Source organism: Micromonospora aridisoli, from assembly GCF_056150025.1.
Window position 1 is genome coordinate 209,722 of record NZ_JAXCFK010000010.1, and the last position, 12,626, is coordinate 222,347.

Consider the following 12,626-nt stretch of genomic DNA (forward strand, 5'->3'; position numbering starts at 1 on the left):
GCATTAGGCACGGCGGTCGAGCCGACACGAAGCGTCAGAGTGCGGCGAGAGCGGGTGCGGTCCGGAGCCACGAGACGGCGGGACGGGACGGCGGGACGGGACGGCGGGGGCGGGGGCGGGGGCGCAATGGGCAGGGCGGGCAGCTGACAGCAAACCGACAGCGGCTTCGTTGCCAAATGCGGCTACCGTCGGGTAGTGGCTGCGGGGAGCGGCGGCGGCCCGGCCGACCGGGGCGAGGTCCGTCGACATCCCCTGCGCAACCTCTGGCGGCTACGCAGCTACCTGCGTCCACACGCGTTCGAGTTCGCCTGGTTGATGCTGGCCGGCCTCGCCGCGACCGCGGCGGGCATCGCCGTACCCCTGGTGGCGCAACAGGTGGTCGACGGGCCGGTGGCCCGGCGCGACCTGACCGGGCTGTTCCAACTGGCCGGGTTGGCGCTGCTGCTGGGGCTGGCGGAAGCCCTGCTGATCTTCATCCGTCGGTGGGTGCAGTCGTCGTCCTCGGTGGCGATGGAGGCGACCATTCGCGCCGACGTCTACGCCCACCTGCAACGGCTGTCGGCCAGTTTCCACGACCGGTGGCCGTCCGGTCAGCTGCTCTCCCGGATCACCAGCGACCTGTCGGTGCTGCGCCGGTTCCTCTCCTTCGGACTGTTCTTCCTCGTCCTCAACGTGGTCACCTACCTGGTCGTGGTGGTGCTGCTGATCCGGCTGCACCCCGCGCTCGGCCTGCTGGTGGCGGCCAGCGCGGTGCCGCTGTTCCTGATCGCCCGCCGCTTCGGGCGGCACTACCACGCCGCGTCCCGTCGGATGCAGGACCAGCAGGGCGACGTGGCCACGCTGGTGGAGGAGACCGCGCAGGGCCTGCGCACGATGAAGGCGTACGGGCGGGGACCACAACTGGCCGCCCGATTCGCCGCCAGCACCGAGACCCTGCACGACATCGGGATCGGCAAGGCAAGGCTGCTCGCCCGCACCTCTGCGCTGCTCGACCTGGTGCCGAACCTGACCCTGGGCATCGTCCTGGTGGCCGGCGCCGCCGCGGTCGCCGATGGGCGGCTCTCCATCGGTCAACTCGTCGCCTTCGTCAGCCTTCAGCTGATGCTGATCTGGCCGGTGCAGTCGCTGGGCTGGATCATCGCCAACGGGCAGGAGGCCGCCACGGCCGCCGACCGGATCCAGGAGGTGCTGGACACCCGGCCGGCCATCGTGGACGCGCCGGTCGCCGTCGCGCTGGCTCGCTCGACGGTCCGCGGTCGGCTCCGCTTCGAGGGGGTGGGTTTCCGCTATCCCGGTGCCGCCGTCCCGGTCCTGCGCGGCGTCGACCTCACCGTCGAACCCGGTGAGACACTGGCCGTCGTAGGTGCCACCGGCAGCGGCAAGAGCACCCTGTTGTCCCTGGTGCCCCGGCTGCACGACGTCAGCGCGGGCCGCATCACCCTCGACGGGCACGACCTGCGCGACCTGCGGCTGGCCTCGCTGCGCGGACTGGTCGGCTTCGCCTTCGAGGAGCCGACGCTGTTCTCGATGTCGGTGTGGGAGAACCTGACGCTGGGCCGACCCGACGCCGGCGAGGAGGAGGTCCGAGCCGCCCTGGCCCTGGCTCAGGCCGAGTTCGCGTACGACCTGCCGTGGGGACTGCGCACCCGGCTCGGGGAGCAGGGTCTGTCGCTCTCCGGCGGCCAGCGGCAACGACTCGCCCTGGCCAGGGCGGTGCTGATCCGACCGGCCGTGCTCGTCCTCGACGATCCGCTCTCCGCGCTCGACGTGCACACCGAGGCGTTGGTGGAGTCGGCACTGAAGCGGGTGCTGCGCGACACCACCGCCCTGCTGGTGGTGCACCGACCCTCGACCATCGCCCTCGCCGACCGGGTGGCGTTGCTGGAGCACGGCCGGATCAGCGCCGTCGGCACCCACACCGAGCTGCTCGCCACCGTACCCGCGTATCGCGGGTTGCTCTCGGCCGAGCCGGCCACGCCGTCGATGGCGCGGACGCGGACCGGTCCGGTGCCCGGCGGTTCTCCACTGGTGCTCTCGTGACCGCCGAATCGGCTCCACCGGATCCGCCGGCCGACGCGGACCCGGCCCACTGGCGGGGCGTGGCCCCGGACCCGCACGCCGACCGCAGCCTCGCCGAGGACACCGATCCGGCGGCGGTGGCCCGGCTCCGGACGCGCAGCCGGACACTGCTGGCGGACGTGCTGCGTCCGCACCGGGCTCGGATGGGCGGTGCGGTGGCGCTGCTGTTGACCCAGAACGCCGCGGCCATGTCCGGGCCGTACCTGGTCATGCTCGGCATCGACCGGGCGATCGAGCCGCTGCGGGCCGGCGAGCCCGGACCGTTGATCGCCGTGGCCGTGTCGTTCGCCGCCGCGACCGGCATCGAGTACGCGGCCCGGCGGGGTTTCCTCACCGTCTCCGCCCGCATCGGTCAGGCCGTCCTGCTCGACCTGCGTCAACGGGTGTACGCACACTTCCTGCGCCTGCCGGTGGCCTTTCACGAGCGGTACACGTCGGGCCGGATGATCTCGCGGCTGACCAGCGACATCGACTCCATCGCCGAGCTTGTGGACGGCGGTGTCGAGAGCCTGGTGATGGCCGCCCTGACGATCGTGTCGGTGGCCGGCATCCTGCTCTGGCTGGACCTGCCTTTGGCCGCGGTGACCCTGCTCGCCTTTCCGCTGCTGTTCTGGCTGTCCCGTTGGTTCGCCCGCACCTCGGCGTCCGCGTACCGCCGCACCCGGGAGTCGATGGCCCTGGTCATCGTCCAGTTCGTCGAGTCGATGCGGGGCATCCGGGCAGTTCAGGCGTACCGGCGTCAGGCCCGCAACCAGCACATCTTCGATTCGGTCAACGACGACTACCGTCGGTCCAGCCGGCACGCGTTCCATCTGATCGCCACGTACTCGCCGGGCATCAAATTGATCGGCAACGTCACCGTGGCGGTGGTGCTCTGCTACGGCGGCGCCCGGGTGCTGGGCGGCGAAACCGGGGTCGGCGTGCTCGCGGCCTTCCTGCTCTACCTGCGCCGGTTCTTCGAACCGATGCAGGAGCTGAGCCAGTTCTACAACTCCCTCCAGTCGGCGACGGCGGCGCTGGAGAAGCTGGCCGGGGTGCTCGACGAGCGGCCCTCGGTCGCCGAGCCGGACCGGCCCGTGCCGCTGCCCGAGGGCCCGGCCCGGGGCGCGGTCCGCTTCCACGCGGTGTCGTTCGGGTACCGCCCGGACGCGCCGATCCTCACCGGGCTCGACCTGAACATCCCCGCCGGGCAGACCGTGGCTCTGATCGGCCCGACCGGTGCCGGGAAGTCCACCGTCGCCAAGCTGCTCGCCCGGTTCCACGACCCGGACCTCGGCACGGTGACTTTGGACGGCGTGGACCTGCGCGAGGTCGCCGACGCGGAGCTGCGGCGGGCGGTGGTGCTGGTGACTCAGGAGACCCACCTGTTCGGCGGCACGGTGGCGGAGAACATCCGGTTCGGTCGCCCGGACGCCGACGACGCCGCCGTCGAGGCCGCCGCCCGGGCGATCGGCGCGCACGACTTCATCGCGGCGCTGCCCGACGGGTACGCCACCCAGGTGCACCGGCGCGGCGGACGGCTCTCCGCCGGGCAGCGGCAGCTGGTCGCCTTCGCGCGGGCCTTCCTGGCCGACCCGGTGGTGCTGATCCTCGACGAGGCCACCTCGTCGTTGGACGTACCGACCGAGCGTCTGGTGCAGCACGCGCTCGGCACCATTCTGCGGGACCGGACCGCGCTGGTGATCGCGCACCGGCTCTCCACCGTGGAGACCGCCGACCGGATGCTCGTTCTCGACCGGGGCCGGGTCGTCGAGGACGGCCCACCGGCCGAGCTGATCGCCGAGGGCGGCCGCTACGCCGCTCTGCACCGCCAGTGGCGCGAATCGCTGCTCTGACCCGTTCGGGACGCTAATGGTGTGCCCACGACGGTCCCGGTGCCTACGATCTACGGATGACCGATACGGCGAGGACGGCCCGCACCGGCGTCCCCGAGCGTCCGATTCTGGACGGGCTCGAGGAGACCTGGTCGCGCCGCTGGCAGGAGGAGGGCACGTACGCGTTCGACCGCAACAGGCAGCGGTCGGACGTATACGCGATCGACACCCCGCCGCCGACCGTATCTGGCGAGCTGCACATGGGGCACGTCTTCTCGTACACCCACACCGACCTGGTCGCCCGGTTCCAGCGGATGCGCGGCCGGACGGTCTTCTACCCGATGGGCTGGGACGACAACGGCCTGCCCACCGAACGCCGGGTGCAGAACGTGTACGGGGTGCGCTGTGACCCCTCGCTGCCGTACGACCCGGACTGGCGGGCGCCGGAAGCCCCGGTGGACGACGCCGCGCGCCGCGACCCCAGACCCGTCTCCCGGCGCAACTTCATCGAGCTGTGCGAGCGGTTGACCGTCTCCGACGAGCAGGTCTTCGAGGCGCTGTGGCGACGGCTCGGCCTCTCGGTGGACTGGTCGCTGATGTACACCACCATCGGGCCGGCGGCCCGGGCCACCTCCCAGCGGGCGTTCCTGCGCAACCTGGCCCGGGGCGAGGCGTACCAGGCCGAGGCGCCGACCCTGTGGGACGTGGGTTTCGCCACCGCCGTGGCCCAGGCCGAGCTGGAGGACCGGGAACGCCCCGGCGCCTACCACCGGCTGCGCTTCCACGCCCCCGGCGGGCGGCAGGTGCTGATCGACACCACCCGGCCGGAGCTGCTGCCGGCCTGTGTGGCGCTGGTCTGCCACCCCGATGACGAGCGGTACGCGGACCTGGTCGGCGCATCCGCGCGTACCCCGGTGTTCGGGGTCGAGGTGCCGGTGCGCGCGCATCCGCTGGCGGACCCGGCCAAGGGCACCGGCATCGCGATGGTCTGCACCTTCGGTGACCTGACCGACGTCACCTGGTGGCGCGAACTTGCCCTGGACACCCGGGTGGTGATCGGCCGCGACGGCCGGCTGCTGCCGGAGCCACCGCTCGGTGTGCCCGCGCAGCCGTACGCGGCGCTGGCCGGGCAGACCGTGAACGGCGCCCGGCGTACGGTGGTCGAGCTGTTGGCCGAGGCGGGTGACCTGGTCGGCGAGGCACGCCCGATCACCCACCAGGTGAAGTTCTACGAGCGGGGCGACCGGCCACTGGAGATCGTCTCGACCCGGCAGTGGTACCTGCGCAACGGTGGCCGTGACACCGACCTGCGGGAGGAGTTGCTGGCCCGCGGGCGGGAGCTGCGCTGGGTGCCGGAGCACATGCGGCACCGCTATGAGCACTGGGTGGGCGGACTGACCGGCGACTGGCTGGTCAGCCGGCAACGCTTCTTCGGCGTGCCGGTGCCGGTGTGGTACCGGCTCGACGACGCTGGCGAGCCGGACTGGTCCCAGCCTCTCACGCCGGAGGAGTCCGCGCTGCCGGTCGACCCGTCCGAGGACGCCCCGCCGGGGTACGACGAGTCGCGGCGCGGCGTGCCGGGCGGCTTCGTCGGCGACCCGGACGTGCTGGACACCTGGGCCACCTCGTCGCTGACCCCGCAGATCGTCGGCGGCTGGGAGCGTGACCCGGACCTGTTCGCCCGGGTCTTTCCGATGGACCTGCGCCCGCAGGGGCACGACATCATCCGTACCTGGCTGTTCGCCACGGTGGTCCGGGCGCACCTGGAACACGGCACCCTGCCCTGGCACACGACGGAGCTGTCCGGCTGGATCCTCGACCCGGACCGCAAGAAGATGTCGAAGTCCAAGGGGAACGTGGTCACCCCGATGGCGCTGCTGGAGCAGCACGGCTCCGACGCGGTGCGCTACTGGGCGGCCAGCGGCAAACCCGGCACCGACCTGGCCTTCGACCCGGCCCAGATCCGGATCGGGCGACGGTTGGCCACCAAGCTGCTCAACGCGTCGAAGTTCGCGCTCGGGTCGGGTGCCGCCGATGCGCTGCGCGCCCCGGCGACCGAACCACTCGACCGGGCGATGCTCGCCGAACTGTCCGCCGTGGTGGCGACCGTGACCGCAGCGTTCGAGGGGTACGACCACACGGCGGCGCTCCAGGCCACCGAGTCGTTCTTCTGGCGGTTCTGCGACGACTACATCGAGCTGGTGAAGGAACGCGCCTACGGCGACGGTACCGGGGCCGACTCGGCCCGGGCGGCGCTGGCCACCGCGCTCTCGGTGCAGTTGCGGCTGTTCGCCCCGGTGCTGCCGTACGCGACCGAGGAGGTCTGGTCGTGGTGGCGGTACGGTTCGGTGCACCGGGCACCGTTCCCGACCACGTACGAGGTGGGGCGGGCCATCCAGGGCGACGGTGATCCGCAGTTGCTGCGGCTGGCCGCCGACGCGCTCGGGCAGGTCCGGCGAGCCAAGTCCGAACGGAAGCTGTCGATGAAGGCCGAGGTGCCGCTGGCCGAGGCGCTCGGTCCGGCCGCCCTGCTCGACCAGCTCACCCAGGTCATCGACGACCTCCGGGCGGCCGGCCACATCGGCAAGCTCGACCTGCTCCCCGACCGCACCCCGGAGCTGGTGATCGCCTGCGCCTTCTAGATGCGTGCAAGGAAGGGCCCCTTGTTAACGCCTGGTGTAGAGGAAGGGCCCCTTTTAACAGCGCCGGCCGGAGGTGCCCGGGCCCGTCAACTGTTAATAGGGGGCCCTTCCTCTACCGGAGCCGTTAACAAGGGGCCCTTCCTTACACCCTCAGCTGGTTTCGCCGGCTACGGAGAAGGAGCGTAGGCGGTCGATCGAGAGGAAGGTGGCCGCGACGATGATCAGTGCGGTCATCACCGCCGCCACCGGTACGGACACCGTCGTGCCGAGCAGGTCGGTCGGGGCGAGCCGGTCGGCCAGGGCGATCACGTAGTGCTGGATGGAGAGCACCCGGGTACCGGTGACCACGTTGCTGAGCAGGCCTTCCCAGATCAGCACGTAGACCAGACCGAGCAGTACCGGTCGCCGGGTGAGCAGGCTGGCCGCCACGAACAGTGCCGTGTAGGCCAACGCACCCACTGACGCGGCGACGGCGAGCGCGACGCCCAGGCGTACCGAGTCGGCCAGCAGTCCCGCCGCGAACAGCGGGACCGCGACGGTGACCGCGGTGACCCCGGCCGCGACGGCCAGCTTCGGCAGCACGATCTGCCAGCGCGGCAGCGGGGTGGTGAGCACGTGCACCACAGTGCCGTCGTCGATCTCGGCTCCGAGCACCCCGGTGCCGACGATCAGGGCGACCACCGGCAGCACCACCGCCAGCCCGAGGCCGACCAGCACCGGTGGTCCCCAGTCGGTGGGAGCCACCCCGAGCCCCCGGGAGAGCACGGCCAGCACCACCAGCAGGACGGGCAGCGGCAGCAGCAGCAGGAACCGGCGTCGCCCGAACAGGCCGCGCGCGGTGATCCAGGAGACAGTGGACATCAGGCCTCCACCAGATAGGAGAAGACGCTCTCCAGGGATTCGTCCTCGGGTATCAGCTGCCGCACCCGTACGCCGCGGGCCAGGGCGACCTTCGGCAACATCCGGGTGAAGGCGCCGTAGTCACCGGCGCGCACGGTCAGGCCGTCACGCCCCAGCTCGACCCCGGTGACGGACGCCTCGGCCATCAACGCGACGGCCAGCGCCCGGTCGTCGGTGGACCGGATGGCGAAGACGTGCGGCCGGTTGGTCATCAGCCGCCGGATGGTCCGGAAGTCACCGGAGGCGGCGAGCCGGCCGGCGACCATCACCTGGACCGTGCCGGAGACCTGCTCGACCTCCTCCAGGATGTGCGAGCTGAACAGGATGGTGCGACCCGCGTCGCCGAGGGAGTGCAGCAGCTCCATCATGTGCAGCCGCTGGCGTGGATCCATGCCGTTGAACGGCTCGTCGAGCAGCAGCACCTGTGGATCGTGCACCAGCGCCGCCGCCACCCGGGTGCGCTGGCGCATGCCCTTGGAGTACGTGCCGATGCGGCGGTTCTGCGCGTCGGCCATCTCCACCAGGTCGATGGCGCGGCGGGCCGCCGCCTGCGGATCCGGCAGCCGGTGCAGCTTCGCGGTGGAGAGCACGAACTCGTACGCGGTGAGGAAGCTGTGCACCGCCTCCCGTTCGCTGACCAGGCCGAGCCGGCGGTAGACCTCCGGGTTGCGCCAGGTCGGCCGGCCGTCGAGGGTCACCTCACCCCGGGACGGGGCGAGGAAGCCGGCCATCATGTGCAGCAGCGTGGTCTTGCCCGCGCCGTTGGGACCGAGCAGCCCGGTCACCCCCGGCCCCAGGCTCATGCTCACGTTGTTGACCGCGACCACGTTGCCGTACCAGCGGGAGACCCCGGCGAGGTCGAGGGTGCTGGTGGCGGTGGCCGCCGGTGCGGCGGAACTCGTCGTGGTCATCGTGCGGCCACCTTCCGGTAGCGGGCCAGCAGCAGGGCGACGCAGCCCGTCACGAGCGCGACGGCGGCCAGCGCGTACACCGGGCCGAACGGCCCGAGGTCGAGTTCGGGGCCACCGGGGTCGGTGATCAGCAGGTCGCGCATCGTCCAGATGCCGACGCCCTGCACCAGGGTGGACGGCGAGGCGAGACCCGCCAACTGGTTCGCCGCCTGCGAGGGCAGGATCGACAGGGTGCCGACGATCGGCGTGGTCATCAGGAACACGGCGACGATCCCGCCGGCGGCGAAGGCCCGCTTGCCGGTCAGCGAGGCGACCAGCAGGCCGACCGAGGCGAAGACCACCGCCCACAGCCCGGCGTAGAGCAGCCCGGGCAGCAGGTCGAGCAGCTCGTCCCAGACCGCCCCCATGCCGTCGGCGGTGAACGCACCGCCGAGGAACATCAGCAGCTGCGGCGCGCCGAGCAGCAGGAAGAGCGCGGTGACGAGCGCGAGCAGCTTGGCCAGCGGGTAGTCGCCGTGTGGCAGGGGCCGGGAGAAGTACAGCGGCAGGACACCGCTGCGCATGTCCCGGGAGACCAGCTCGGGCGCGGCCACCGCGACGAAGAAGATGACCAGCCAGCTCATCGCGTCGGCGAACTGGGCGTACGTCATGATCACTTCGCCGACCTGGCTGCGGATCGCGGTCACCGCGGCGGCCACCATCAACACGATGCCGACCACCAGCCAGGGAAAGATCTTGGCTTTGGCGCTGCGGCCCAGCCCGAAGGTGGTCCGGACGCCGTGCAGGTACATCGCGCCGAAGACGTGCCGACGGCCCAGCCGGTGGCCGGTGTAGCGCTGGTAGCCGATGTCGTGGATGACGCCGGTCGGCTCAGGCATGGCTGTTCTCCCTCCGGGCGAAGAGTTCGGCCACCCGGTGCCGGCGCTGGTCCAGCCGGTGCAGGGGCAGGTCCAGTTCGGCCACCGCACCGAGGATCAGGTCGTAGGTGTCCTGGTCGGCCAGCGGCACGAGCAGCAGCCGACCCTCACGGCTCACCGGCAGGTCGAGCGCGGCGAGCCGGGCCGCCAGCGCCTCGGTGCCCTCGCTGACCTCGACCGCGAGCACGTCGGTGGCCGAGGTCATGGCGGCGATGTGGTCGGCCCGCAGCAGCCGTCCGCCCTCGATGGCGACGAGGGTGTCGCAGATCCGCTCGACCTCGCCCAGCAGGTGCGAGCAGACCAGCACGGAGATGCCGAACTCGGTGCCGATCCGCTGCACCAGGGCGAGCATCGCGTCGCGACCGGCCGGGTCCAGCCCGTTGGTCGGCTCGTCGAGCAGCAGCAGGTCGGGATCGTGCACCAGCGCCTGGGCGAGCTTGACCCGCTGCTTCATGCCGGTGGAGTAGCCGCCCACCGGGCGGTGCCGCTCCTCGTGCAGCCCGACGTGGCGCAACGCCTCCGAGGCGCGCTCGCGGGCGACCGTACGCGGCAGGCCGCTGATCCGGCCCAGATGGGTGACCAGTTCGGCGGCGGAGAGGTCGGGCGGCAGGCAGTCGTGCTCCGGCATGTAGCCAACCCGGGCCCGCACCGCCGCCGTCTCGGCGGTCGGGTCGAGCCCCAGCACCTGTATCCGGCCGCGAGTGGGCGTGAGCAGGCCGAGCAGCAGCTTGATCAGGGTCGACTTGCCGGCGCCGTTGGCGCCGACCAGACCCACGATTCCTGGTTCAACCGCGACCGTCAGATCCGACAGTGCGGTGACCCCGCCGCCGTAGACCTTCGTCAACGACTCGGTTGCGATCAGTGTCACGCCGCCAGCCTAGAGCGGCCGGACAATGTGCCGCGCTCCGGAAGCAACCCCCGTTTCCCCTGATACCGGCGCACCGTCACCCCTTAGGGAGATCGGCTGAACGCCAGCGTCGATCCGTGGCACGACACCGCCGGGCGCCGCGCACCGGCGGACATCCTGTCCCCCAGGATCGGGCCCGCTGATACACAATGGACCTCACGATCCGCCCGTGCGGCGGCACGCCGGGTGACGGGAGAGCCATGACCGCTGGGGCCCTCAAGGTGAGCGTGGTGGTGCCGACGTACAACCCCGGCGCCTGTCTCGACCGGCTCGTCGAGTCGTTGCTGCGCCAGTCGCTGCCGGCGAACGAGTTCGAAGTGATCTTCGTCGACGACGGCTCCACCGACACCACGCCCGCCCGGTTGGACGCGTTGGCCGACGCCCACCCGCACTTCCACGTGCTGCACGCCGAGCACTCCGGCTGGCCGTCACGCCCGCGCAACCTGGGGGTGGCGCGGGCGCGCGGCGAGTACGTCCAGTTCGTCGACGACGACGACTGGCTCGCGGACGAGGCCCTGGCCCGGCTGTACGGGTACGCGGCGGAGAACGGCGCGGACATCGCCATCGGCAGGATGGCCGGGCACGGTCGCTCGGTGCCCCGCGAGCTGTTCCGGGTCAACCGGCCCGACGCCACGCTGGCCGACGCACCCCTGATGGAGAGCCTCACCTGCCACAAGATGTTCCGCCGGGCGTTCCTGCTGGAGCACGACCTGCGGTTCCCGGAAGAGGAGCGCAAGCGGCTTGAGGACCATCACCTGGTCACCCGGGCCTACCTCCTCTCCCGCCGCACCTGCGTGCTCGCGGACTACACCTGCTACCACCACTCACGGCGGCCCGACGGCGACAACCTGACCGCCACCCGGATGGAGCCGCAGGGCTACTTCCGCAGCCTGCGTGAGGTCCTCGACATCGTCGACGCGCACACCGAGCCGGGCCCGCTACGTGACCGGCTGCACCGGCGCTGGCTGCGGACCGAGATGCTCCGCCGGCTGCGCGGCAGTCGGCTGCGCAACGCACCCCGGGACTGGGTCGACCAGGTCGTGGCGCAGGTGCGGCAGACCGCCCGGGATCGTTTCGCACCGGAGGTGGCCGGCGCTCTGCCGACCCTGGACCGGGCCGTCGCCGCCCTGGCCGACCAGGGCCGCGTGGAGGATCTGTTCCGCATCGCCGAGTGGGAGGCGGGCATCCGCGCGAAGGTCCGCCTCAAGGCGTACGAGCTGGCCGACCACCGGCTCACCGTCACGGTCAGCGGGCGACTTCGCAGCGGCGACCGGCCCGTGTCGTACACCCGCACCGCCGACGGTCGGGATCTGCTGACCCTGCCGGTCGACGACCTGCCGGTCGAGCTGCTCGACTGCTCGGACGAGCTGCTGGCTCCCACCGCCGAGCTGCGCCGGGCCAGGCTCGACCTGGTCGCCCGGCGGGTCGCCGACGGCGACGAGTTCTACCTGCCGGTGAGTTTCGAGGTGGAGCGGGTGCCGCATCGCTGGGGCGGGCTGCGCCTGCTGTGGCGGGGCGACACGACCATCGACTTCCGCACCCTCAACAACGGCCGGACCGAGGGCGAGTGGATCTTCAAGGCGCGGCTCACCGGTTCCGGGTGCGAGGCAGACGCGACGTTGCCGCTGGCCGTGTCGTGCGCCACCGACGGTGCCTGCCCGGTGGTGGTCGACAAGCGGGAGAGGCCGCCGGATCCGGCACCCCCGGCCCCCCGCACTGGGCCGTGGCAGCGGCTGACCCGGGCGGTACGACAGCGGCTGGGCCGCGGCGCCGGGCGTCCGGTCCGCATCTCGTGACGCGTGCGGTGCTGACAGGACCACACGATCCGCGACACACTGGCACGATGTTCAGCCGTCTGCTCCGCACCCCGTTGACGTGGATCGCGATCACCGTGCTGGCCGCCGGGTCGGCCTTCGGCCTGTACTGGTTCCAGCCCTGGAAACTGCTCACCGACTCCGAGGTGGCCGAGCAGTTGTCCACGGTCGCGCCACCGGCCGCCTCCGGCGAGCCGACCTCCGCACCGCCCACCGGTACCGCCACCTCGACCCTGGTCAGCTCCGGTGACTTCATCAGTCACGAGCATGAGACGTCCGGCGGCGCGCGGATCGTGCGTACCGCCGACGGGCGACACCGGCTGGAGCTGGTCGGGTTGGCCACCTCCAACGGGCCGGACCTGCGGGTCTGGCTGACCGACCAGCCGGTCGTCGAGGGCAGGGACGGCTGGCACGTGTTCGACGACGGCCGCTGGGTCGAGCTGGGGCGGCTCAAGGGCAACCGCGGCGACCAGGGTTACGAGATCCCGGCCGATGTCGAGCTGACCGACCTGACCAGCGTCTCCATCTGGTGCAAGCGGTTCGCGGTCTCGTTCGGGGCGGCGGCGCTGAGCCGGGCGGGCTGAGCGGATCGAGCGGCTCCGGCGGCTGTCGGAAGCGGCCCGGGACCGGGCCGTCGGCTGA

General features: G+C 71.8%; 9 protein-coding genes. 5 read left to right on the forward strand and 4 right to left on the reverse strand.

Translation table 11 applies throughout. The features are described 5' to 3' along the window. Nucleotides 1–195 precede the first annotated feature (195 nt). Genes SM447_RS21695 through valS form a run of 3 tightly spaced genes read left to right on the forward strand, consistent with a single transcriptional unit; the run spans nt 196 to nt 6,535 of the window. Nucleotides 196–2,040 (forward strand): ABC transporter ATP-binding protein, encoded by a 1,845-nt coding sequence (locus SM447_RS21695; protein WP_474574664.1) that lies wholly within the window; start codon nt 196–198, stop codon nt 2,038–2,040. Then, a complete protein-coding gene (locus SM447_RS21700; protein WP_474574665.1) occupies nt 2,037–3,914 on the forward strand; it encodes an ABC transporter ATP-binding protein in 1,878 nt (625 codons plus the stop codon). The genes SM447_RS21695 and SM447_RS21700 overlap by 4 nt, the downstream gene beginning before the upstream one ends. Before the next feature lie 56 nt (nt 3,915–3,970). Further along, nucleotides 3,971–6,535 (forward strand): valine--tRNA ligase, encoded by a 2,565-nt coding sequence (valS, locus tag SM447_RS21705; protein WP_474574666.1) that lies wholly within the window; start codon nt 3,971–3,973, stop codon nt 6,533–6,535. Between the two features lie 150 nt (nt 6,536–6,685). Here valS and SM447_RS21710 read toward each other — a convergent pair whose 3' ends face one another. From SM447_RS21710 to SM447_RS21725, 4 genes are read right to left on the reverse strand one after another with little or no spacing between them, the layout of a single operon-like run. Then, nucleotides 6,686–7,396, reverse strand: coding sequence for an ABC transporter permease (locus SM447_RS21710; protein WP_474574667.1), 711 nt, complete (start codon nt 7,394–7,396; stop codon nt 6,686–6,688). Next, on the reverse strand, nt 7,396–8,346 hold the full coding sequence (locus SM447_RS21715) for an ABC transporter ATP-binding protein (RefSeq protein WP_474574668.1): 951 nt from the start codon (nt 8,344–8,346) through the stop codon (nt 7,396–7,398). The genes SM447_RS21710 and SM447_RS21715 overlap by 1 nt, the downstream gene beginning before the upstream one ends. After that, the gene (locus SM447_RS21720) at nt 8,343–9,224 is read right to left on the reverse strand and encodes an ABC transporter permease (protein ID WP_474574669.1); all 882 of its coding nucleotides are present in this window, start codon (nt 9,222–9,224) and stop codon (nt 8,343–8,345) included. The genes SM447_RS21715 and SM447_RS21720 overlap by 4 nt, the downstream gene beginning before the upstream one ends. Next, nucleotides 9,217–10,131 (reverse strand): ABC transporter ATP-binding protein, encoded by a 915-nt coding sequence (locus tag SM447_RS21725; protein WP_474574670.1) that lies wholly within the window; start codon nt 10,129–10,131, stop codon nt 9,217–9,219. Before SM447_RS21725 ends, SM447_RS21720 begins: the two co-directional genes overlap by 8 nt. Before the next feature lie 239 nt (nt 10,132–10,370). Between SM447_RS21725 and SM447_RS21730 the strand changes: the two genes are divergently transcribed. Both SM447_RS21730 and SM447_RS21735 read left to right on the forward strand, forming a co-directional pair. Beyond that, a complete protein-coding gene (locus SM447_RS21730; RefSeq protein ID WP_474574671.1) occupies nt 10,371–11,966 on the forward strand; it encodes a glycosyltransferase family 2 protein in 1,596 nt (531 codons plus the stop codon). Nucleotides 11,967–12,013: 47 nt separating this feature from the next. Then, the gene (locus SM447_RS21735; protein ID WP_474574672.1) at nt 12,014–12,568 is read left to right on the forward strand and encodes a DM13 domain-containing protein; all 555 of its coding nucleotides are present in this window, start codon (nt 12,014–12,016) and stop codon (nt 12,566–12,568) included. Nucleotides 12,569–12,626 lie beyond the last annotated feature (58 nt).